Annotated in this window: 16 protein-coding genes and 1 pseudogene; 5 read left to right on the forward strand and 12 right to left on the reverse strand. The window is 72.9% G+C overall.

The window, feature by feature from the left end:
* The first annotated feature begins 202 nt into the window (after positions 1 to 202).
* Positions 203 to 2,005, forward strand: a complete 1,803-nt coding sequence (locus ACZ45E_RS29665) for a serine/threonine-protein kinase (protein ID WP_468226329.1) — start codon at positions 203 to 205, stop codon at positions 2,003 to 2,005.
* Positions 2,006 to 2,115: 110 nt separating this feature from the next.
* On the opposite strand, the gene exaC is transcribed toward ACZ45E_RS29665, so the two are convergent.
* The 5 genes from exaC to xylB form a co-directional block, all read right to left on the reverse strand.
* Positions 2,116 to 3,639 carry an acetaldehyde dehydrogenase ExaC gene (gene exaC, locus ACZ45E_RS29670; protein WP_468226332.1) on the reverse strand — a complete coding sequence of 508 codons (1,524 nt, stop codon included), beginning with the start codon at positions 3,637 to 3,639 and terminating at the stop codon, positions 2,116 to 2,118.
* Positions 3,640 to 3,694: 55 nt separating this feature from the next.
* Positions 3,695 to 4,987 (reverse strand): GAF domain-containing protein, encoded by a 1,293-nt coding sequence (locus ACZ45E_RS29675; protein ID WP_468226335.1) that lies wholly within the window; start codon positions 4,985 to 4,987, stop codon positions 3,695 to 3,697.
* 116 nt (positions 4,988 to 5,103) lie between these two features.
* Entirely contained in the window at positions 5,104 to 5,712 is a 609-nt protein-coding gene (locus ACZ45E_RS29680; RefSeq protein WP_468226338.1) for an N-acetylmuramoyl-L-alanine amidase, read from the reverse strand.
* A gap of 372 nt (positions 5,713 to 6,084) precedes the next feature.
* Positions 6,085 to 7,278 carry an ROK family protein gene (locus ACZ45E_RS29685; RefSeq protein WP_468226341.1) on the reverse strand — a complete coding sequence of 398 codons (1,194 nt, stop codon included), beginning with the start codon at positions 7,276 to 7,278 and terminating at the stop codon, positions 6,085 to 6,087.
* A gap of 453 nt (positions 7,279 to 7,731) precedes the next feature.
* A complete protein-coding gene (gene xylB, locus ACZ45E_RS29690) occupies positions 7,732 to 9,168 on the reverse strand; it encodes a xylulokinase (protein WP_468226343.1) in 1,437 nt (478 codons plus the stop codon).
* A 168-nt stretch (positions 9,169 to 9,336) separates the two neighbouring features.
* Between xylB and xylA the strand changes: the two genes are divergently transcribed.
* Positions 9,337 to 10,503, forward strand: coding sequence for a xylose isomerase (gene xylA / locus ACZ45E_RS29695; RefSeq protein WP_468226345.1), 1,167 nt, complete (start codon positions 9,337 to 9,339; stop codon positions 10,501 to 10,503).
* A gap of 375 nt (positions 10,504 to 10,878) precedes the next feature.
* Entirely contained in the window at positions 10,879 to 11,322 is a 444-nt protein-coding gene (locus ACZ45E_RS29700; RefSeq protein WP_468226348.1) for a hypothetical protein, read from the forward strand.
* Positions 11,323 to 11,395: 73 nt separating this feature from the next.
* Here ACZ45E_RS29700 and ACZ45E_RS29705 read toward each other — a convergent pair whose 3' ends face one another.
* Both ACZ45E_RS29705 and ACZ45E_RS29710 read right to left on the reverse strand, forming a co-directional pair.
* Positions 11,396 to 12,754 (reverse strand): esterase-like activity of phytase family protein, encoded by a 1,359-nt coding sequence (locus tag ACZ45E_RS29705; protein WP_468226350.1) that lies wholly within the window; start codon positions 12,752 to 12,754, stop codon positions 11,396 to 11,398.
* 204 nt (positions 12,755 to 12,958) lie between these two features.
* Positions 12,959 to 13,558, reverse strand: coding sequence for a TetR/AcrR family transcriptional regulator (locus ACZ45E_RS29710; protein WP_468226352.1), 600 nt, complete (start codon positions 13,556 to 13,558; stop codon positions 12,959 to 12,961).
* Between the two features lie 98 nt (positions 13,559 to 13,656).
* On the opposite strand from ACZ45E_RS29710, the pseudogene ACZ45E_RS29715 reads away from it, so the two are divergent.
* Together ACZ45E_RS29715 and ACZ45E_RS29720 are read left to right on the forward strand one after the other, a co-directional pair.
* Positions 13,657 to 14,605 (forward strand): annotated as a pseudogene (locus ACZ45E_RS29715) (alpha/beta hydrolase).
* Positions 14,606 to 14,836: 231 nt separating this feature from the next.
* Positions 14,837 to 15,952 carry a substrate-binding domain-containing protein gene (locus tag ACZ45E_RS29720; protein ID WP_468226355.1) on the forward strand — a complete coding sequence of 372 codons (1,116 nt, stop codon included), beginning with the start codon at positions 14,837 to 14,839 and terminating at the stop codon, positions 15,950 to 15,952.
* Here ACZ45E_RS29720 and ACZ45E_RS29725 read toward each other — a convergent pair.
* The 5 genes from ACZ45E_RS29725 to ACZ45E_RS29745 all read right to left on the reverse strand — a co-directional run bounded on the left by ACZ45E_RS29725 (position 15,921) and on the right by ACZ45E_RS29745 (position 22,808).
* The gene (locus ACZ45E_RS29725; protein WP_468226357.1) at positions 15,921 to 18,425 is read right to left on the reverse strand and encodes a polysaccharide lyase 8 family protein; all 2,505 of its coding nucleotides are present in this window, start codon (positions 18,423 to 18,425) and stop codon (positions 15,921 to 15,923) included. The two genes, ACZ45E_RS29720 and ACZ45E_RS29725, sit on opposite strands and share 32 nt — an antisense overlap.
* Before the next feature lie 136 nt (positions 18,426 to 18,561).
* Entirely contained in the window at positions 18,562 to 19,956 is a 1,395-nt protein-coding gene (locus tag ACZ45E_RS29730) for an NADP-dependent succinic semialdehyde dehydrogenase (protein ID WP_468226359.1), read from the reverse strand.
* Between the two features lie 95 nt (positions 19,957 to 20,051).
* A complete protein-coding gene (locus ACZ45E_RS29735; protein ID WP_468226361.1) occupies positions 20,052 to 20,528 on the reverse strand; it encodes an NUDIX hydrolase in 477 nt (158 codons plus the stop codon).
* A gap of 94 nt (positions 20,529 to 20,622) precedes the next feature.
* The gene (locus tag ACZ45E_RS29740; RefSeq protein ID WP_468226364.1) at positions 20,623 to 21,150 is read right to left on the reverse strand and encodes a GAF domain-containing protein; all 528 of its coding nucleotides are present in this window, start codon (positions 21,148 to 21,150) and stop codon (positions 20,623 to 20,625) included.
* Between the two features lie 122 nt (positions 21,151 to 21,272).
* Complete coding sequence (locus ACZ45E_RS29745; protein WP_468226366.1) at positions 21,273 to 22,808, reverse strand: MFS transporter; 1,536 nt, start codon at positions 22,806 to 22,808, stop codon at positions 21,273 to 21,275.
* Positions 22,809 to 22,910 lie beyond the last annotated feature (102 nt).

Below are 22,910 nucleotides of genomic sequence, written 5' to 3' on the forward strand. Positions count from 1 at the left end.
GACGACGCCATGCCTCCGGCCCTGGCGTCGAGTGCCGGGGCCCTCGCGGTGACCCCGCTCGGCCGTGGACCGGGGCGGAACCCGACTCTGTAGCGCGACTGTTGCGGCACAGATGACAGATACAGTCCGCTCTTTCGGTATCTTTCCGGGGACTTCGGGGATCGGGTGGCGTCGGCTGCCCTTGAGCAGGGATGAGTGCGACATGGTGACACCTTCGGCGGAGCTGTTCCAGCCGCTCGGGGCCGACGATCCACCGGTGGTGGGCGGGTACCGCCTGGCCGCCGTTCTCGGCACGGGCGGCATGGGCAAGGTGTACCTCTCCTACACGCCGGGCGGCAGGCCCATCGCGTTGAAGGTGATCCGGCCGGAGTTCAGCCAGGACCCCGAATTCCGGCGCCGGTTCGAGCAGGAGGTCACGCTCGCACAGCGGGTGCAGGGGCTGTACACCGCACCTGTCATCGACGGCGACACGAAGGGGGAACAGCCCTGGCTGGCCACCGCGTACGTGCCCGGGCCCTCGCTCGCGCACGCCGTCGGCCAGCACGGTGCACTCCCGCTGCGCAGCGGGCTCCTGCTCACGGTCGGCGTCGCCGAGGCCCTGACGGTGATCCACGGTGCCGGGATCGTCCACCGCGACCTCAAGCCCGCCAACGTCCTGCTCGCCGCGGACGGCCCGCGCGTCATCGACTTCGGCATCGCCCGCGCCGCCGACGCGACCTCGCTCACCGGCACCGGCGTGTCCGTCGGCACGCCCCACTTCATGGCCCCGGAACAAGCGGCGGCCGGCACCGTCACCCCGGCCACCGACGTGTTCGCGCTGGGCCAGATCACCGCCTTCGCCGCCATCGGCGCACCGGCCTTCGGCGAGGGCTCCTCGCACGCGGTCCTCTACCGGATCGTCCACGAGGACCCCGACCTCAGCCAACTCCCCGATCTGCTGCGGTCGTTGGTGTCCCACTGCCTGAGCCGCGACCCCGCCGACCGGCCCAGCCTGAACCAGATCATCGAAAAGTGCCACGAGCTGTCCCCGACCCCCCTGCGCCAGGGCGAGGACTGGCTCCCGCAGACGTTCGCCAGCTCCATCACCGAGCGGCTGCGCCTGCCGGAACCCGCACCGACGCCCCCACCCGCCGCGAGTATCCCCACCGCGCACCCGCCGACCGCGCCGGCCACACCCGCAACCGGTATGCCGCCCCACGCACCCACCGCGTTCGGCCCCCACACACCACCCCCTTCCCCGTACGCGAACACGGCGCACTACCAGCCCGTCGCGGGGCCTGCCCCGTATCCGACGCCCGCCCCCGGGCAGGGCTACCCGACCCCGCACCCGCAGTGGAACCGCGGCTACGCGCAGCCGCACCCGGGCATGCCCGGCCCCCGGCCCTGGAACGCGCCACCCCCGCCCAAGAAGAGGACGGGGCTGATCGTGGCCGGGGTGGTGATCGGCGTGTTCGCCGCACTGGCGGTCATCGGCGCGCTGCTCCCCGACGGTGACAAGGATGACAGCCAGGCCGGATCCTCCGGTTCATCGAGCTCCGGCACCTCGGGCGACTCGGCCAAGGGTGCCACGCGGCCCGACCCCAAGCCGGCGACCTACAAGGGCATCGACCTCACCGAGGACTACTACCTCAAGCTCGGAGACAACCCGCCCAAGCCGCTCGACGGCGGCGACACCGGGGCCATGTACATGGGCGGCGACCTCTACTACTACTACGACGACACGGTCACCAGGAACCAGAATCTCGGCACCGACAACGGCAAGTTGGTACTCCTCAACAACGCACAGAAGGGCTCCTTGCAGACCTGCCGCACGGAGACCCGCTACACCGACAAGATCAGCCTCAACCAGCTGACCCCCGGTTCACAGATCTGTGTCCGCAGCGACGCCGGCCACATGGCGGTGGTCACCTACCGCGGCAAGTCCGGCGAGAACGACCCGAGCAAGTACGTCACCGTCGACGTGACGGTCTGGCGCAACGCCGAGGAGCCGACGGAAAGCAACTGACCCACCCGGCCCACCCCCCTTGGGACCCCGATCATCCGGGGGTGGAGCGCGCTTGAGGGGAAACCGACCTTGGTGCCGGGCGGCGGATAAGCCGTGGACTTTGATCCGATCTAGAAGAAGCCCAGCTTCTTCGGTGAGTACGAGACGAGGAGGTTCTTCGTCTGCTGGTAGTGCTCCAGCATCATCTTGTGGTTCTCCCGGCCGATCCCCGACTGCTTGTACCCGCCGAACGCCGCGTGTGCCGGATACGCGTGGTAGCAGTTCGTCCAGACGCGGCCCGCCTGGATCGAACGGCCCGCGCGGTAGGCCGTGTTGATGTCGCGGGTCCATACGCCGGCCCCGAGGCCGTACAGCGTGTCGTTGGCGGTCTTGATGGCGTCGTCGAAGTCCGTGAAGGAGGCGACCGAGACGACCGGGCCGAAGATTTCCTCCTGGAAGATCCGCATGCGGTTGGAGCCTTCGAAGATGGTGGGCTGGACGTAGTAGCCGCCCGCCAACTCGCCGTCGTACTCGATGCGTTGGCCGCCCGTGAGGACCTTCGCGCCCTCCTGCTGGCCGATGTCCAGGTAGGAGAGGATCTTTTGGAGCTGGTCGTTGGAGGCCTGGGCGCCGATCATCGTGTCGGTGTCGAGCGGGTGGCCCGGCTTGATGGCCTCCGTGCGGGCGATCGCCGCTTCGAGGAACTCGCTGTAGTGGCCCTGCTGGATGAGCGCCCGGGACGGGCAGGTGCAGACCTCGCCCTGGTTGAGGGCGAACATCGTGAACCCTTCGAGGGCCTTGTCCCGGAAGTCGTCGTCCTTGGCCCAGACGTCGTCGAAGAAGATGTTCGGGGACTTGCCGCCGAGTTCGAGAGTGACCGGTTTGATGTTCTCGGACGCGTACTGCATGATCAGCCGGCCCGTCGTCGTCTCACCCGTGAACGCCACCTTCGCCACGCGCGGGCTGGAGGCCAGAGGCTTGCCCGCCTCGACGCCGAAACCGTTGACGATGTTGACGACGCCCGGCGGGAGCAGATCCGCGATCAGGCTCATCCAGAGGTGGATCGAGGCGGGGGTCTGCTCGGCCGGTTTGATGACGACCGCGTTCCCGGCGGCGAGCGCCGGGGCCAGCTTCCACGTCGCCATCAGGATCGGGAAGTTCCACGGGATGATCTGCGCGACGACGCCGAGCGGCTCCTGGAAGTGGTACGCGACCGTGTCGTCGTCGATCTGCGAGAGGTTGCCCTCCTGGGCGCGGAGGGCGCCCGCGAAGTAGCGGAAGTGGTCGACGGCGAGGGGCAGGTCGGCGGCGAGGGTCTCACGGACCGGCTTGCCGTTCTCCCAGCTCTCGGCGACGGCGAGCTCCTCCAGGTGGGCCTCCGTCCGGTCGGCGATCTTCAGGAGGATGTCGGCGCGGGCGCCGGCGGAGGTGCGGCCCCAGGCGGGCGCGGCGGCGTGGGCGGCGTCGAGAGCGCGCTCGACGTCCTCGGCGGTGCCGCGCGCGATCTCGGTGAACGGCTGCCCGTTGACCGGGCTCGGGTTGTCGAAGTACTGGCCGCGGGCCGGCGGCACGTACTCACCGCCGATGAAGTGGTCGTAGCGGGCCTGGTAGGAGACGACGGAGCCCTGGGAGCCGGGCGCTGCGTAACGGGTCATCGTGGCTGGCCTCCTGTGCGGGCTGCCCGCCGTCGGGCAGCGCTCGCTCCGCAGGCTAGGGATCCGGACGTTGCAGCCACGTTGCGTACGGGTCCCGCACGGCGCGCTGCTCCTCGTCGAGCGCGGCGAGCCGGGCCAGGACCGGCGGCGTCGGCCGCACCGCCGCCAGCGCCCGCCACACGTCGAGGTCGTCCTCGCCCCAGGGGGCGTACGCCCAGTCCGCGAGCAGGTCCGGGTCGCCGCGCGCGACGAGCGCCGCCCGCAGGCCGTCGGCGAGCCTGCGCCTGATCCGGGCCACCGCCGGCGCCTGGGAGGCCGGGAGCAGCGGGCCCGGGTAGGCGGAGGCCGCCGCGGTCACCGCGCCCGAGCCCAGACGCCGCTCGACCGTCGTCAGGTCCGAGTCGACCGCGACCGCGAGGCGGTAGGGGCGGGAGGCCAGGATGCCGGGCCCCAACACCCGGCGCAGACGCGCCAGTTCGGCCCGGAGCGTCACCGGTGTCACCGACTCGTACTCGTACAGGCAGCACAGCAGCTCGTCGCCGGTCAGCCCCTCCGGGTGGCGGGCGAGGAGGACGAACAGTTCACTGTGGCGGCGGCTGAGGCGGATCCGGCGACCGGACCCCGTGCACAGCAGCGCCTCGTCGCGGCCGAGCGCGCACAGGCGCAGCTCGGGCGCGCTCGCCGGAGCGGGGGCGAGCAGCGCCAGCTGGGACTCGGCGGCGCGCGCCACCGCCTGCACGAACGCGAGGCTGTGCGGATGCGCGAGCCCGGCCCCGCCGGTGATGTCGACCGCGCCGAGCACCCGGCCCGTACGCGGGTCGTGCACCGGGGCCGCCGCGCACGTCCAGGGCTGCACCCGGCGGATGAAGTGCTCGGCGGCGAAGACCTGCACCGGCCGGTCCACGGCGACCGCCGTACCCGGCGCGTTCGTGCCCATCGCCGACTCCGACCAGCGGGCACCCGGCACGAAGTTCATACCGCTCGCCCGCCGCCGGGTGGCCGGATGCCCCTCGACCCACAGCAGTCGGCCGTGCGCGTCGCACACGGCGAGCAGATGCTCCCCGTCCGTCGCGAACGTGCCCATCAGCTCACGGAAGAGCGGCATCACCCGGGAGAGAGGGTGCTCCGCGCGGTACGCCCCGAGGTCACCGTCGGTCAGTTCCACCGACGCCGAGGCGTCGGGGCTGACGTGCGCGCCCGCCGAACGGCGCCACGAAGCGGCGACCACCGGCCGGACCGGGAGGCTGACGGTGCCCGCCGCGGTGAACCGGTCGTGGGCGCGGCGCAGCACCCGGGCCCGCTCGTCGGGATCGGCACCCGGCTCCAGGGCGACCCAGGGATCGGTCAACTCGGCCTCCAGGACGGCGATGCGGTGGGAACATCGTCGCCCCGGCGGCGCGCGCCGACAAGGAGCCGGACACGGAACGGGCCCCTCGGCCCGTGATCAGGCGTACTCGGGTCCGCTCAGGCGAAGTTGACCATCCTGATGTAACGCGACCAGTCCCAGTAGGGGCCCGGGTCGGTGTGATCGGTCCCGGGCACCTCGACATGGCCGATGATGTGCTTGCGGTCCTTCGGAATGCCGTACCGGGCACAGACCGAGGCGGTCAGCGCCGCCGACTTCTCGTACATCGCGTCGGTGAAGTACTGGGGCTTGTCGACCCAGCCCTCGTGCTCGATGCCGATGCTGCGCGTGTTGTAGTCCCAGTTCCCCGCGTGCCAGGCGATGTTCTTCTCCCGCACGCACTGCGCGATGTGCCCGTCGGCCGACCGTACGAGGTAGTGGATGGAGACCTGCTTGGCGGGGTTCTGGAAGATCTTGACGGTGTCGGCGTACGTCTCCTGCGTGACGTGGATGACCACGTAGTCGACGGGATACGACGAAGGGCGGCCGGAGACCGTGTAGTTGGAGGTGCTGGCGGGGACGGACTCGGCCGCCGGGTAGTCGACGGCCTGCGCCTGGGCGCCCGCCCTGCCCGCGGGCAGCAGCGCACCGGGCACCGCGGCCAGGGCGCCGGCCCGAAGGATGCGGCGGCGGCTCGGGCGGCCAGGAAGGTGTCTCGCTCGGTCCATGGCGATCCTGCCTCTCTCGAACTTCTCGAACTTCTCGGACGAATGGCGTCGGGCGGTGGAGGGAACCGGTCGGCGGCGCTGCCGGTCAGTGCTAGGGGTGCGGCAGCGTCGCCGTGATCTCACGCGGCCGCGCGTGCGGCTACGTCAGCGTGCGGGACAGGGCAGGACAGGAGGGACGGGAGGGACGGGAGGTCGGCGCCTCGCGTGCCTCACGGTACGGGGGCCGCCGGTCGAGGCGGAAGAGGGCGCGGCGGAGCTGTGGACAACCCGTCGATTGTGCACAACCGCACGTCAGAGGTCCGAACCACTGGCATCGGAGGTGGCCGCCCGGGCGGCGTGAGCGGCGTGGGCGGGCGGCGCGAGCGGTGAGTGTCACGCCGCCTGCGCCACCCCCGTCGGATCGTCGAGCACCGCCCGCACCACCGAGTGCGCCGCCCCCAGCAAGGGCCCGTCCGAGCCGAACCGGGAGACAGCGACGCCGTCCGCCGGAGTCGCCGTACGGCGCGTCAGCTCACGCTCCAGGGCCGGCAGCAGCCACGGCGCCAGCCGGGAGAGCGCGCCACCCAGCACCACCGCGCGCGGGTCGAGGAGATTGACCGCGCCGGTGAGCGCGATGCCCAGCGCTGTACCGGCACCGCGCAACGCCCGGCGCGTGTCCGTGTCGCCCGCCGCGGCCCGTTCGGCGAGCAGCGACACCCGGTCCGCGCCCGGCGCGACGCCCGCCGCGCGCAGCACCGCCTCCTCGCCCGCGTACTGCTCCAGACACCCCCGTCCGCCGCACGGGCAGGCCGGACCCTCGGGGCGCACCGGCATGTGGCCCAGCTCGCCCGCGAACCCCCGTGTGCCGCGCAGGAGTTGCCCGTCGACGACGAGGGCCGCGCCGATGCCGATCTCCGCCGACACGTGCAGGAAGTCCGCTGGGGACTCGGGGGCGAGCCAGAGTTCGGCGAGCGCGCCGAAGTTCGCCTCGTTGTCGACGCGCAGCGGCATCTCGCAGGGGAGCAGTGCGGCGACGTCCGTGTCGTGCCAGTCCAGGTTCGGGGCGCGGACGACGGTGGGGGTGCCCCGGGCCACCAGGCCGGGGACGGCGACAGCGAGCCCCGCGGGGCGCAGCCCCTCGGCCGCGGCCTCCTCGGTGACCTGCCGCACCAGCGCCGCGAGATCCCCGAGCACCGGGCCCGGGGCCCGCCCCCGGTTGCCGACCCGGAGTTCGGCGCGGACCCGGACCTCGCCGCGCAGATCCACCGCGCACACCGCGAGATGGTCGACGCCCACCTCCGCACCGAGCCCGGCGGGGCCCCGGCCGCTGACGGCGAGGGCGGAGCCGGGCCGGCCCACGCCGCCGGGCCGCTGCGGGCCCAGCTCCTCCAGGAGACCGGCCCGGATCAACTCGTCGACCAGCGTGGAGACGGCGGCCCGGGTCAACCCGATGTGCCCCGCCACCGACGCCCGGGACAACGGCCCCTCGGCGGCGACCGTGTGCATCACGCGGGACAGGTTGCGGCGGCGCATGCCCTGCTGGGTGTCGGGCGTCCCCGGTCGGGACCGGTGCAGTGGTGCGGTCATGCCGTCATGCTCCCAGGGCGCGCGGCGGGCGATGCGCGCAGGTAGGAATGGGCCCCGGCGCGTGCGCGGCGCCCGGGGCGGGCGGGCCGGACCGTGGCCCGCCTCGATGCGGACCGGGGATCGAGCACGGCCGCCGCGCGCGAGCCGGCAGGACCGGTCGGGTGTGGTGGCGGTGTGCGGCGCTCGGGAAACCCGCCGGGTGCCACGGATGCGCGCTCACCGGAGCCGCCGAGACCGATCGCCCAGTGGCGGAACGCCCCGCGCCACCGCCGTGAGCCCCAGCACCGGCGGGCGACGCAGCCCTACGCCGCCGTGAGCCCCGGCACCGGCGATGCAGCGCTCGCCCCGCGGCTCCGGGCCGATCCGCCCGGCTCCGGGCCGATCCGCCCGGCTCCGGGCCGATCCAGCCGGCTCCGGGCCGACCCACCCGCGCCCATCCCCGAGCGGCCCGGCTCAGGCCCGCTCCAACAGGGGCCCCGCGTCCGCAAGCACCCCCGAGATCCGTTCCAGCGTCGCCTCGTCCCGCTCGACCGGGTCGAGGAGCGGGCCGCGGGCGGTGTCCCAGCGGCGGGCCACGGCTGCCGGGTCCTCGCCGGTCAGGAGGCCCGCTGCCTGGGCGGCGGCGCCGAGTGCCACGAGTTCGCGGGCCTCGGGGACCTGGACGGCCCGCCCCGAGAGGCGCCGCACCGTCTGCTGCCAGGCAGTGCCGCGCGCGCCGCCGCCGATCAACAGCAGGGGAGTGGTCCGGTCGGCCTCGTCGTCCAGGACGCGGTCGAGGGCGCCGAGCAGCGCGTGCACCGCTCCGTCGTACGCCGCCTGGAGGAGTTGCCCGCCCGTCGTGTCGTGCCGCAGGCCGGTCAACAGGCCGCTGGCACGGGGGAGATCGGGGGTCCGCTCACCGTCCAGGTAGGGCAGGATCGTCGCCGCGCCGCCCCCCTCGACGGCCTCCCGGTCCAGGCCGAGGAGCGCGGCGATCCGGTCCACCGCGAGGGTGCAGTTGAGTGTGCAGGCCAGCGGCAGCCAGTCGCCGCGGGCGTCCGCGAACCCGGCGACGATGCCGCTCGCGTCCGTGGGCCTGCGCCGTGACACCGCGTACACCGTGCCCGAGGTGCCGAGGCTCAGTACGGGCGTGCCCGGCAGCAGGCCGAGGCCGAGCGCGGCCGCGGCGTTGTCCCCGGTGCCGGCGGCCACCAACGTGCCCTTGGAGAAGGGGAGTTCGTGGTCGGTGTCGCGTACCGTGCCCGCCACCTCGCCGGGCCCGACCACCCTCGGCAGCAGCGCGGGATCGAGCCCGACCCGGCCGAGGACGTCCTCGGCGTACGCCTCGGTCGCCGATGCCCACCACCCGGTGCCGGACGCGTCGCCCCGGTCGGTCGTGCCCGCGCCCGTCAGCCGCCCCGTCAGGTAGTCGTGGGGCAGCCGCACCGCCGCTGTCGCGCGTACCGAGTCCGGCTCGTGCTCGGCAAGCCACGCCCACTTCGACACCGTGAACGAGGCGCCGGGCACGCTGCCGAACCGGTCCGCCCACACCTTCGCCCCGCCCAGCTCGTCGGTCAGGCGCCGGGCCTGGGGCGCGGAGCGCACATCGTTCCAGAGCAGCGCCGGACGCACCGGCCGGCCCCGCGCGTCGAGTGTGACCAGACCGTGCTGCTGCCCGCCGACCGACACGGCCGAGGCGCGGCGCGCTGCGTCACCGCAACCGGCGAGTGCCGAGCGCAGTGCGGTGTACCACTCTTCGGGGTCGCTCTCGCGGCCCGCGCCCGAGGTCACCGTGTGCGGCGCCTGGCCACTGGCCACGACCGCGCCCGTGGCGACATCGACGACCAGGGCTTTCGTGGACTGCGTGGAGCTGTCCACCCCTACGACAAAGGGCCCATCGGCGACTGACATGCGGCTCTCCTGATCTCCGGGTTCCGGTGAGCGGAACGTGACCGAGAAGGGTCCGACACGGGTCGGCTCTTCCCAGCGGCGTGCCCGCATACTAATTTGTAAAGTGCCATGACGAAATAGGCAGTGGCACGGCATCGCCGTGTCCGCCGACGGCGAGGGAGCCGCAAGATGACGTACCAGCCCACCCCCGACGACAAGTTCAGCTTCGGCCTGTGGACCGTCGGCTGGCAGGGACGCGACCCGTTCGGCGACGCCACCCGGCCCGCGCTCGACCCGGTCGAGTCCGTGCAGCGCCTGGCCGAGCTCGGTGCGTACGGCGTCACGTTCCACGACGACGACCTGATCCCCTTCGGCGCGTCCGACACCGAGCGCGAGGCGATCGTCAAGCGGTTCCGCGCCGCCCTGGACACCGCCGGCCTGATCGTTCCGATGGCCACGACGAACCTGTTCACCCACCCGGTCTTCAAGGACGGCGGCTTCACCGCCAACGACCGTGACGTCCGCCGCTTCGCGCTGCGCAAGACGATCCGCAACATCGACCTCGCCGCCGAACTGGGCGCGAAGACGTACGTCGCGTGGGGCGGCCGCGAAGGCGCCGAGTCCGGTGGCGCCAAGGATGTCCGCGCCGCCCTCGACCGGATGAAGGAGGCGTTCGACCTCCTCGGCGAGTACGTGCTCCAGCAGGGCTACGACCTCAAGTTCGCCATCGAGCCCAAGCCGAACGAGCCGCGCGGCGACATCCTCCTGCCCACGGTCGGCCACGCCCTCGCGTTCATCGAGCGCCTGGAGCGCCCGGAGATGTACGGCGTCAACCCGGAGGTCGGCCACGAGCAGATGGCGGGCCTGAACTTCCCGCACGGCATCGCCCAGGCGCTGTGGTCCGGCAAGCTCTTCCACATCGACCTCAACGGCCAGTCCGGCATCAAGTACGACCAGGACCTGCGCTTCGGCGCCGGTGACCTGCGCGCCGCGTTCTGGCTCGTCGACCTGCTGGAGACCGCCGGGTACGAGGGCCCCCGGCACTTCGACTTCAAGCCGCCGCGGACCGAGGACTTCGACGGCGTGTGGGCGTCGGCCGCGGGCTGCATGCGCAACTACCTGATCCTCAAGGACCGTGCGGCGGCCTTCCGCGCCGACCCGGAGGTTCAGGAGGCGCTGCGCGCGTCCCGCCTGGACGAGCTGGCGCAGCCCACGGCGACCGACGGCGTGGCCGGTCTTCTCGCGGACAAGGGCGCGTTCGAGGAGTTCGACGTCGACGCCGCCGCCGAGCGCGGGATGGCCTTCGAGCGCCTGGACCAGCTGGCGATGGACCACCTGCTGGCCGCGCGCGGCTGACCCTGCCGAGGTGCGGGCCCGGGGGGCGGGCCCGGCGGGGAGGCGTTCGGCGGGGCTTTCCGTCGGGAGGCTGTCGCCGGGATCTCGTGACGGGATGCCTCCGCCGGGGCTCCCCACGGGGGCCCGTGGGCTCCTGCACGGGCGCGTCCAACCGGGGCCGCCCCGCGAGCTCCTGCCAGGGCGCGTCCCCCAGAGCCCTGCTCATAGGCGGCCCCGGGGCCCTGCCGGGGGCGCCACCGGCGCTCCCCGACGGGATATGTCCAGCGGGGTCGTCCACCCGGGCACCCCCGACCCGGCGCCCCCGTCGGGACGCGGCGTGCGACAACTTTCGTCAGGGGGTCGCGCGTTGGGCCTCCGGGCGGGGAGTCTGGGGGCATGTCCGTGCCCCCGCCTCCGCCGCAGCCGCCCCCGCCGCCCAGTGACCGGCCGCCCCCGGGTGGTGGCGGGTTCGGTCCGCCGCCCGGAGGGCCGCCGTTCGGCGCTCCGCCGCCCGAGGGTCCGCGGCGCCCCGGGCACCGCCCCTACCTGTTGCTCGCGGTGCTGATCGCCCTCGTGGTGATCGTCGGCGCCGTCGTGCTCGTGACGACGCGCTCCTCGGACGGCGACGACAAACCCTCCCCGGACAGGACCAGCCGTTCGAGTACGGAATCACCGTCCGCGAACATTCCCAGCGAACTGCCGAGCGAGTTGCCGAGCGCGCTCCCCAGCGAGCTTCCGAGTGGGCTGCCCAGCGAGCTTCCGTCCGGGATCCCGAGCAAGGTGCCCAGCGAACTGCCCGGCAGCCTGTTGCCGAGCGACATCGGGTCCCTGCTGCCCTGACCCGCCGGGCGTGCGGCCGACGAGGGGCGGCCGACCGCTCCGCACCCCGTGGGACGCATGCCCGGAGCGTCCGTCAGAGCGCGCCCCTCGGCAGCTTCACGTACGTCACCTTCGTCTCGATGCCGCTGTCCACGAGCCGCCCGGCCGCGTCGAACGCACCCGCGCCGTCCGTCATCCCGAAGTCGTTGTCGTTGATCAGCGCGAGGGTTCCGCGCCCGGCGAGCGCCACGCCCTCGATCTTGTCCTGCACCCCGTCCACCGTGTTCAGGTCCACCACGAGCCGCTTGCCGAGCACCGGCACCCCCGCGGCCGCCGGGTCCGCCAGCTGTTCCAGCGACGGCGACGTGGCCGCGCGGTCGAAGGGGCCGCCCAGGATGTCCGCGCGGCGGGTGAGCCGCACCTCCTGGAGGCGGGCCGCCTTGTCCGTCCGCTCCTCGACCAGCAGCCGGTCGTCGCCGAGCGCGACCACGGACGAGATCTTCAGCTCGGAGGTGTCGTCCTCACCCGGGTCGACGACACCGACCGGGTCGAAGCGGTACGCGTACTCGGCCGTGACCGCCTGCCTCTTCGGCGAGAACCGGAGCAGCCGCGTCGTCCGCGAGGCGTCCCCGGCCGCCCCGTCGGGCAGCGACAGTGGACTCTGCACGGCCAGCACCAGGTCGCCCGAGGGGAGTCGGGCGAGCCCCTCGAAACCCCGGTTGGTCTTCCGGTGCAGCAGGACTGCCGGCAGCGACTCGACGACCGGATAATCCGCGCCCTTCAGGTTCAGCCCCCTCGGCACGTGCCGCGCGAGCACCTTCCCGTGCGCCGAGACGTGCACCAGCGACGGCCCGTACTCGTCGACGAGCCAGAACGTGCCGTCCGCCGCCCGCACGATGCCCTCGGTGTCCAGACCGTTCGGGTTGTACGGGAGCGGGGTCCCCGCGTCGTACGTGTACGGCTTCTCGTCCCTGCCCTCCTGGTTCGACAGGCCGGTGACGGGCTTGCCGGACGTCGTCGTCAGCGGTATCGACCGCAGGACGCGCACCCGGTCACCTGTGACACGGATCTTCACGATCGCCGGGTCGAAGCCGGGCACCGGGAATGTCCGGCGCTTGGCGCCGTCGACCTTGATCTGGCCGTTCGGACCGCGGTCGGTCACCGTCCAGAACTCGCCCGCGCTCCCCGCCGGGTAGAGATCGGAGCCGATGCCGCCCAGGTGGACGCCGCGGTCGTCGCCCACCGAGCCCGGCTGCAGGCCGTTGCTGAACGCGGCCAGCGGTATCTCGCCGAGCGTCGCGCCGCCCGTCACCACGGCCGTGTCCGGCCTGCCGGACCCCGCCGGGGCGCCGGTCGCGCTCCCGGCCATGGCGAACGCGGCCAGCGCGGCGAGCGGCACCCCCGCTGCGACGGTGCGGCGGACGCGGCGCTTGCCGGGGACGTGCGGGGACATCGAGCCTCCTGAGGCGCGGAAAGGTGAACTGCGCACACGGTCGGCCCCGGCGTCGAACTCCCGGTGACGGCAGGGTGAATACGGGTGAACGCATGGACGGCGCCTGTCGACCGCCCGGGGCCCGACCGCCCACGGGCCCGAACGCCCCCGGCCGACCCTCCGCCCCCGACCGGCCTCCCGGCCCGACCGCCCCCGGCCCGTGCTCTACCGCGGGTGTCGCGGGCCGGAACCAGGGGCCGGGCCGTCGGAGAAGTGCGGCAGGACCATCTCGACCAGCGCGTCGACGTCGGCGTCGACCATCGGCTCACCCGTCATGCCCATCCGGTGCAGCAGCACGCCGACCACGACGTCGATGAAGAACAGGACCCGGTGCTCCGGCTCGCCGAGCGCCTCCTGGAGCGCCAGCCGGTACGGGTCCTGGAGCCGGGTGGACAGGATCTCGCGCAGGGCGGGGTCGCTGACGGCGTCGCTGAACACGCCGGCGAACGCGTCGCCCACCCCGGGCTCGCCGATCTTCTCCGCGATCCAGCGGATCGTCGAGTCCATGAACGCGGCCCGGTCGGCGTTGGCCACTGGAGCCGGGCCGAACGCGTCCAGGAGACAGTCCACGATCAGCGCGCCCTTGGAGGGCCAGCGCCGGTAGACCGTCGATTTCGCGACGCCGGCCGCCGCGGCGATCCGCTCGACGGTGGCGCGGGCGTAGCCGAGCTCCTGGACCGTGTCCAAGGTCGCGGCGAACACCGTGTCGGTGACCCCGGCACGGGGGCGGCCGGGCGGTCTGGTGGGCGGATCGGTCGAAGGCATGCCCGGACGATACCGCTTTACGCTACCTTAGGTTTCGATACCTCAGGTCGCGTAACTGTCGAGGCGGCGCCACGGGTGCCGCAGGACGAGGAGAAGCCATGAGTGAGACAACTGCCGTGCAGAGGCCGCCGGAGCCGGACTGGTCCTCGGTCACCGCCGAGGAACTGGCCGTCTACCGCGAGGCGGAGAACCGCTTCCGCGCATCCGAGGCGATACGGAGCATCACCGGGGAACCGGACCCCGGCGCCACGATCGGCTGGGAGCGGATGGCGCTGCCCGGTCGTGAACTCCCCATCCGGGTGTACCGCCCGCTGCCCGGGCACGAGGGCGCCGTCCGCACCGACCTCCCCCTCGTGCTCCACGTGCACGGCGGCGCAGTGCGACTGGGTGACCAGCCATCTCGCCGCCCGGCTGCCCGCGGTCGTGGTCTCGGTCGAGCACCGCCTCCTCGCGCAGGACAGCCCGCTGGCGGACGCCGTGGACGACGGCTGGGACGCGCTCCGGCACGTCGTGGAGCACGCCGCACAGTGGGGCGTCGACCCGGCGCGGACGGTCGTGTTCGGCGAGAGCTGCGGCGCGTTGATCGCTGCCCTGGTGGCCGTCCGGGCGAGGGGGACCGGCCTGCGCCTGCGGGCGCAGGTGCTGGTCAACCCCGCCGTCGACGTGACAGGGACGATGTTCGACCACGACTCCGTCGAACGGTACGGCCACGGTCAGGCCCTGGCCCGGCCCAAGCTGGAGCTGTTCCAGCGGCTCGCCGTACCGGCGGGCACCGATCCCCGCGCGGTCTCCCCGCTGTACGCCGACGACCTGAGTGGCCTGGCACCGGCGCTCGTGGTGGTGCCGACCCACGACGCGGTGGCCGACCACGGCCGCCGCTACGCCGAACGACTGCGAGCGGCCGGGACGCCCACCCGGCTCACCGAATACCCGGGAGCGGAGCACGCGTTCCTCAGCACGCCGGGCCTGGAGCCGCAGGCCGAGGCCGCCCGTACGGAGATCCTCGCGTTCGTCCGGGACTCCCTCGCCGCGGAGACGGCCCCATAATCCACGGAGACGACCCCGTAAGTCACGGAGGCGACCTCGTACGTCATGGAGGCGACCTCGTGAAGCGCGTCGGCGTCCTTGGAGTCGTACCTCGCCACGCGCACGTCGTGGGCCGCCGCCCGTAGCCTCCCCGCCCGGATCGTTCCGATCGCTTGCGATCGATACGATGACGCGGCCGCCGCCGACGGTGGACGGATCATCGGCGGGGCACGTTGGGGGAGGGCCGGACTCATGCGGCTGCACGTCGACCGGCGCCACGCGCGCATCCTGGAACTGGTGCGGGAGCGCGGCACGGTGCGCGTCGCCGACCTCGCCCGTGAGCTGGACGTCTCCCTGGTCACCCTGCGCCGCGACGTCGAGGCCCTCGCCGTGAGCGGTCGGCTCCAGCGGCTGCACGGCGCCGTGGTCTGGCCCGGCGACGGGGCCGAACCCCCGTACGGTGCGGCCGAGTCGAAGGAGGCCGTCGTCGTGGGCATGGTGGTGCCGACCACCGAGTACTACTACGCGGAGGTGGTGCGCGGCGCCCGGGAGGCCGTGGAGGAGAGCGGCGCCCGCCTCGTCGTCGCACTGTCGCGGTACCTGCCCGGCGAGGACTCCGTCCAGGTCGACCGGCTCCTCGCGGCGGGGGTCGACGGGCTGCTCCTGACGCCCAGTTGGGAGCGTGGGGTGCCGGGCCCGGGGGAGGGGCTGCGGATCACCGAGCGGCCCGTGCCGACGGTCCTCGTCGAGCGCTCGGCCCCGCACGGCCACCCGGCCGCGGCGCTCGACCGGGTCCGCTCCGACCATGCCCACGGCGCCGCGGAGGCCGTCCGCCATCTGGCCGCGCTCGGCCACCGTACCCTCGCCCTCGCGGCCCAGGAGTCGCCCACCAGCGCCCAGTTGAGGCGCGGGTACGAGGCGGCCGTCGAGGCGCTCGGGCTGCGCCGCGCCCCCGGGCCGCAGGAGCGGCAGCCCGCCGCCACCGAGGCCGAACGGTTCGAGCGGACCTTCGCCTACCTGCGCGACGCGGTCGAGGAGCACGGCGTGAGCGCCGCGATCCTGCACAGCGACGCCGACGCGATCGTCCTGGTGCCCCGGCTGCGGGCGCACGGCGTGCGCGTGCCCGAGGAGCTGTCCGTGATCACGTACGACGACGAGGTCGCCGCCCTCGCCGACCTGCCGCTGACGGCGGTCGCCCCGGCCAAGCGGACCGTCGGCCGGCGCGCCGCCGAACTGCTGCTGTCCCGGCTCGCCGCGCCCCCCGGCACCCACGAGCCGGGGCAACACATCGACGTGCTCCCGGAGTTGCGGGTCCGCGCCTCGTGCGGAGCCCCGGTCAGCCGAGCCGGACGGTCACCTTCTGCGTGACGCCGCCGGCCGCGCTCAGGTCGCCGAAGGCGAGCCGCAGCTCGCGGCCGGTCCGGACGCCGGTCACCGTACCCGGCTTCGACGTCACCGACCGCACCCGGCGCCGCCAGGTCAGCGTGGCCGCCCGCACCGCGCGGTTCGGGTCGCTCACCGACACCGTCGCCGTGCCGTCCCCCTTCTCCCTGATCTGCACGATCAGCGGTGCGTCGACCGTCACCGCGCCGACCGTCCCCGGCTCCCAGAACGTCACCCCCGTGAACCCGAGCGACGGCACCCGCACCCCTTGCTGCGCACCGGAGTTGGCGCCGATCGCGAGCCAGCCCCGGTCCAGCGCCCGCGCCGCCGTGCGCAGTTCACTCGCGCCGGGCATCAGGATGTACGCGTACGCCGCGTCCGTGGGATCGGTGCCGTGGTCGGCGAGCAGGGTCACGTACCGGCGTGTCACCGGGTCCGTCGAGCCGCCGCCGTTGATGCTCCGCCAGGTGCCCGTGCGTTCCTCGCGCAGCGCCGTCAGGGACGTACCGCCGGGGAAGACGTAACCGCCGTGCCCCGCCACATGGGCCCAACGGGCGCGTGCGAAGCCCGAGTTCCAGGGGAGCCGGGTGGGCTGGGGGCGGCCGTCGACCGTCAGCCGGGCCGTGCCCGACGCCCCCAGGTTGCGGGTGTCGAGGACGCTCTCCACCCGCGCGCCGTCGGTGCCGGTGATGCCCGCGCCCAGGCACACCACCGCGTCGTCGAGGAAGAACCACGACTTCTTCGCCCGCAATGTCGACGACAGGCCGCGCACGTCCTGGGCGAGCACCGCGTAGGTGCCGTCCGTCGCGCCGCCCACCCACGTCGTGTCGGGCCGCGCCGCACCCCACGTGCCGCCCTCGGCGTCCGCGAGCGGTTTGCGCGAGACCGTCGTGCCGGGCAGCCGGTACGGGTCCACGGTGGGCCAGTAGCCGTCGCTGTACTGGCCGCCGCCGTCGCTGTCGCCCTCGGCCCACCACGAGAGCATGCCCGAACCGGTGTGCCAGCCGCGGACGTTCTCGCCGTTGCCGTTCTCGTAGAAGGTGATCGCCTTCGAGGACATCGACACCGACGCCGTGAACCGCTTGGTGCGGTGCGTGGCCCGCGCCATCGACGGGAACACGTGGTGGCCGAGGGGTTCGGCGGCCGGCTTCACCGCGGAGTCGCCGAGCAGCGACGTCACCCGGGAGAGCGCGGCGACCCCGAGGGTGCGGCCCGTCGTCACGTCGCTGTAGCGGTCACGGGTGTACCAGCCCTTGGCGAGCGCCTGCCAGCGCGCGTTCTCCTCGTTGCTCGCACCCTGTCCGAGCAGCAGGATCGAGGCGATGACCGCGTGTCCGCGCGCGTGATCGTCCTGCTGGATCCTCAGGGGATCGGTGGCGACCAGACCGCGGCTGATCGCCCGCCCGGACACGTTGTCCATCATCAACCCGTCGTGCAGGAACGGCGCGTACGCGCCTTCCACCGAGTCCAGGAAGATCTGCCGCCTGCTGTCGGTGATCGCCCAGGTGGATCCGCCGAGCAGCGCGAACAGTTTGCTCAGGCCGTCGATGAGGACGGCGCCGTAGGAGCCCGTGTACGGCACGTACGTGTGCTGGATCAGCGAGCCGTCCGCGTAGAGGCCGTCGCCGGAGGTGACGTACGGGAAGACCGGCGAGACGGCGTCGCGGGCCAGCGCGACCTTGGCCGCGGTGCCGTCGAGGATGCCGCGCAGCGCGAGCACGCGGCAGAGATCGATGCGGTTGGCGCCGGTGCTGGTACCCGTGTACGTCGCCACCAGCGAGTCCGGGACGAAGTGGTCGATCGCCTCGACCGCCGCTGTCAGCTGCTTGGCGCTCAGGTGCTCGTACATCAGGATCGCTATGTCGAGCAGCCGCTGCGGAGCGCCGATCTGGAAGTTGTACCAATTCCCGTACTGGGTCCGGGACGTGTTGTAGACCCGCGCGCTCAGGTGGTCGACAGCGGTGAGGATGGCGCTCTTGAGGGAGTCGTCGCCGGTGAGGCCGGTGCCGGGTTGGCAGAACGCCTCCGCCATGGTCCGTACGCGCTCGTAACTGGTCTGGATCTTCTCCGAGTAGCCGTACGACTCGGTGTCCGTGTCGGGGTCCGGGTCGCCGAAGACCGCGTCCGGCCAGAGCGAGCTCTCCGCCGGGGCCATCGCGTCGCGCCAGGAGCCGGCCTGCGTACCGAGGGTGGCCAGCTTCGACTTGAACGGTTCGGCGGTGGGGCTGAACCCTTCGCCGAGGTACAGCGCCCGCCACTTGGCCCGCAGCGCGGCGAACGCGTCGTCGTCCGCAGCGGCGGCCCCGCCCTCGCCCCCGTCCGCCGCTCCGGCCTGCTGGGGGAGCCCGACGGCCAGCGCGGCGCCCGCGGCGGCGGTCGAGGCGAGGAAGCCGCGCCGGGACCACGACGGAGGCGCCGAGGGGGAGGGGAGCGGGGAAGAGGGCGTCTGCGACGTCATGAGAAGCTCCGGGATGCTGGAGTGACCGCTGGGGGTAAGCGGTTTCTAGCACCCGGAGTTTCAAACGCTCAAGAGGAACGACCAAGTTGATCGTTTTGAGCGTTCCATGGGAAGACCTCCCCAGGGCCTCTCCTGCTCAGGCCGCGACCCACAGCGTGGTGATGTTGCAGAACTCCTTGATCCCGTGGCCCGCGAGCTCACGCCCGTACCCGGACCGCTTCGCGCCGCCGAAGGGCAGCGCCGGGTGCGAGGCCGTCATCCCGTTCACGAAGACCCCGCCCGCCTGGCTGTCGCGGGCGAACCGCTCGATCTCCTCCTCGTCACCGGTCCACAGGTTGGAACTCAGCCCGAACGGCGTGTCGTTGGCGACCTCGATCGCCTCGTCCAGGTTCGCGACCCGGTACACCGTGGCGACCGGCCCGAACGTCTCCTCCTTGTGGATCCGCATCTGCGGGGTGATGTCCGCCAGGACCGTCGGCTCGTAGAACCAGCCGTGGTCCGCGAAGTCCTTCGGCCGCTGTCCGCCGCAGAGCATGGTGGCCCCGGACTCGACGGCCTCGTCGACCAGCTCCTCCAGGTCCTTCCTGCCCTGCTCGCTGGCGAGCGGGCCGACGTCCGTCGACTCGTCGAGCGGATCGCCCACGCGCAGCGCCCGCATGCCCTCCACGAAGGCGTCCCTGAACTCCGTGAAGACGTCCTCGTGCACGATGAACCGCTTCGCCGCGATGCACGACTGGCCGTTGTTCTGCACGCGGGCCGTCACCGCGGTCTTCGCGGCCTTGGCGACGTCCGCCGACGGCATGACCACGTACGGGTCGCTGCCGCCCAGCTCCAGGACCGTCTTCTTCACCTCGTCACCGGCGATCGAGGCGACGGACCGGCCTGCGGGCTCGCTGCCGGTGAGGGTCGCCGCCGCCACCCGCTCGTCGCGCAGGATGTCCTCGATGGCGTCGGAGCCGACGAGGAGCGTCTGGAAGCAGCCCTCGGGGAACCCGGCCCGGCGGAACAGGTCCTCCAGGTAGAGCGCGGTCTGCGGGACGTTCGACGCGTGCTTGAGCAGACCCACGTTCCCGGCCATCAGGGCGGGCGCCGCGAACCGGACGACCTGCCACAGCGGGAAGTTCCACGGCATCACCGCGAGCACCACACCGAGCGGCCGGTAGCGCACGACCGCCCGCGCCGCGCCGGAGTCCTTCACATCCGCCTCGGCGGGATGCTCGTCGGCCAGCAGGTGCTGCGCGTTCTCCGCGTACCAGCGCATCGCCTTCGCGCACTTCGCCGCCTCGGCGCGGGCCGCCGCGATCGGCTTGCCCATCTCCGTCGACATGACACGCGCGATGTCCGGGGTGTCCGCGTCCAGCAGGTCGGCGGCCTGCTGGAGCAGCCTCGCCCGGTCGAAGAGCGATGTCGTGCGGTACGTGTCGAACGTGCGGGCCGCCTGGGCCAGCTTCTGCTCGATGTCCTCGGGGGAGAGGGCGTCGTACGTCTTGAGTGTCTCGCCGTTCGCGGGGTTGACCGTCGCGATGGGCATGGGGCGACCTCCTGTGCGCGGTTCCTTCGACCTTCCCGCGCGGCGCGGGGCCGCGCAACGCGGGGGGCTCCTCCGCGTACCCGGCCAGGCCGCCGTCAGACCTGCCCGGCGAGCCGGTCCAGGAACACGGTCTGCGCCTTGACGAGCGCCACCCGCGCCGCGTCCAGGCCGAACCACGCCACCCGGTCCAGCTCGGGGAACTCGGCGATGCGCCCCGAGCCGCGCGGCCACTCCATCGTGAAGGTGCCCGGCACCATGTCCGCCGGGTCCAGGTCGGCCTCCACCGCCCACACCGTGACGTGCTTCCCGCCGGACTGCACCGTCTCGCCGAGCGGCAGCGGCGTCCCCTCGGGCGCGGGCAGGCCCAGCTCCTCGCGGAACTCGCGCCGCGCCGCGTCCCAGGGCGCCTCGTCGGCCTCGTACTCACCCTTCGGGACGCTCCACGCCCCGGCATCCTTGCGCGCCCAGAACGGGCCGCCCATGTGACCGAGCAGCACCTCGGGCCCGGTGGGGGTGCGGCGGAAGAGGAGCAGGCCCGCGCTGCGTCTGGTGCGCTTCGTCCCGTCAGTCATGGGACCAGTCTCGGTGCGGACACCGGACGAGCGCGAGTACCCGGCGGAGGGAAGTTCGCCGACCCCGCCGGGCGGCTCCATGGCAGGAGCGGGTTCAGCAGCGGCCGCGGGGCACGATGCCGAGAGCCACGGCGTCCGCCAGATGCTGGCCCAGGCGCAGTTGCAGCGCTCCGGGCGGGCCGGTCCGCTCGGACAGCAGGCTGAGCGAGCCCACCGCCCGGTCCTGGCTCCGCAGCGGCACCGCCACCACGCAGGCGAAACCCAGCGAGCGCGCCATCGCCGTGTACGACGGCCAGTTGGCGCGGGCATAGGGATGAGCGAGCGGCACACCGCGGATGGGCTGCGCCGAGGTACGGCAGTCCGCACCGGGGCCCTCGCCCCAGGAGAGCGAGGCCCGCTCGAGGCGTAGGCCGCGGTCGTCCGACGCCGCCATCTCCACCCGCCCCGTCGGCGGCTTGAGGACGGCCGCCGCCGAGCCCACGCCCAGCAGCGAGGTACAGCTCCGGACGAGGGCGCCCAGAGCCTGGGTGGGGCCGCGCGCGGCAGCGTCCGCCACTTCCACGAACGCCGTCGCGAGCCGTTCGCTGTCCACCTGGTACGCCTCGTACGGCACGCCACGCATGGCTGTCCCCCTTGCCCCTCACCCGTTCGCCCCGCGCAGGCACAGTCGCCCGCCCGGCGCACGGCCGGACGGGCGGACTTTGCAGAAGGGGTATGCCCCGTGAACGGTCGCCCCGAACCGCGTCACACGGGCGCGGACGAGTCCTCGGTCAGCGCCGACTTCGGCACGCCCGGCCGGTACAGCACCAGCGTCACCACGAAGCCGACGACGAAGAAGAGCGCCGACCACCAGAACGCCGTCGAGTAGCTCTCCATCGACGCCTGCGCCTTCACCAGCGGCGAGGGCTTCTTCCCGACGAGGTAGTTCGTCGCGGCGGAGGTCGCGAGCGAGTTGAGCAGCGCCGTACCGATCGAACCGCCCACCTGCTGGCTGGTGTTGACCATCGCGGAGGCGACGCCCGCGTCGTGCGCGGCGACGCCCGCCGTGGCCAGGTTCATCGCCGTAGCGAAGATCAGTCCGAGCCCGAGACCGGCGATGAGCAACGGCGGCAGCACATGCGCCGCGTAGGTGCTGTGCAGATCGAGGGCGGTCAGCCAGCCCATGCCGCCGGCCGCGAGCGCCATGCCGAGCGGCACGATCGGTTTCGGCCCCAGCTTGGGGACCAGGTAGTTCGTCGTGACGACGGAGGAGAAGACCATGCAGGCCACCATCGGCAGGAACGCCACACCGGTGATCACCGGCGAGTACGCGAGGATCTGCTGCAGGTAGTACGTCAGGAACAGGAACACACCGAACATGCCCGCGCCGGAGATGAACATGGCGAGGTACGACGCCCCGCGGTCCCGGTCCAGGACCACGCGCAGCGGCAGCAGCGGATGCGGTGCCCGCATCTCCCACCAGACGAACGCGACCAGCAGCGCCGCACCGATGACGAGGAAGCCCCAGGTCAGCACATCGCCCCAGGCGTGCGACTCGGCGTTCGAGAACCCGTAGACGATGCAGAACAGGCCGACCGAGACCAGCACCGTGCCGGGCACGTCGAGCTTCGGCCGGTCCGTGGGCCGGCCGCCGTGCAGCAGCCGCATCCCGCCGACGATCGCGACCACCGCGAACAGCAGGTTCACGTACAGGCACCAGCGCCAGTCCAGGTACTCGGTCAGCACACCGCCCAGCAGCAGGCCGACCGCGCCGCCCGCGCCCGCGATGGCGCCGTAGATGCCGAACGCCTTCGCACGCTCGCGCGGGTTCGTGAACGTCGTCGTCAGTAGCGACAGCGCGGCGGGTGCGAGCAGCGCGCCGAAGACACCTTGCAGCGCCCGCGCGAACACCAGCATCCCGAAACTCGTCGCCGCGCCGCCGAGCGCGGAAGCGGCCGCGAAGCCGATCAGACCGGCGATGAACACGGTCTTGCGGCCCACCAGGTCGGCGATGCGGCCGCCGAGCAGCAGCAGGCTGCCGAAGGCGAGCGCGTACGCGGTGACGATCCACTGCCGGTTGCCGTCGCTGAAGCCGAGATCCTGCTGCGCGGACGGCAGCGCGATGTTCACGATCGTCGCGTCGAGGACGACCATCAGCTGAGCGATGCCGATGACGGCGAGGATCAGCCAGCGGTGCTCGTGCTTCCCACCGCCCGTGTACGCCGCCGATCCGCCGTCGGGCGGAGCGGACGGTATGCCGGGATCGGACGATGCCGCGGCGGAGTCGGACGAGCGATCCATGGTGGCCTCCAGACACCCCGGGTGCACTCCCTGATCAACCTCGTCCACCACGCTAAGCGCCCTGCCCCGGGTCGGCGACCGGGGAGAGAACGGCGCCGTTCC

The sequence above is a fragment of the Streptomyces sp. NPDC030991 genome (assembly GCF_055571235.1).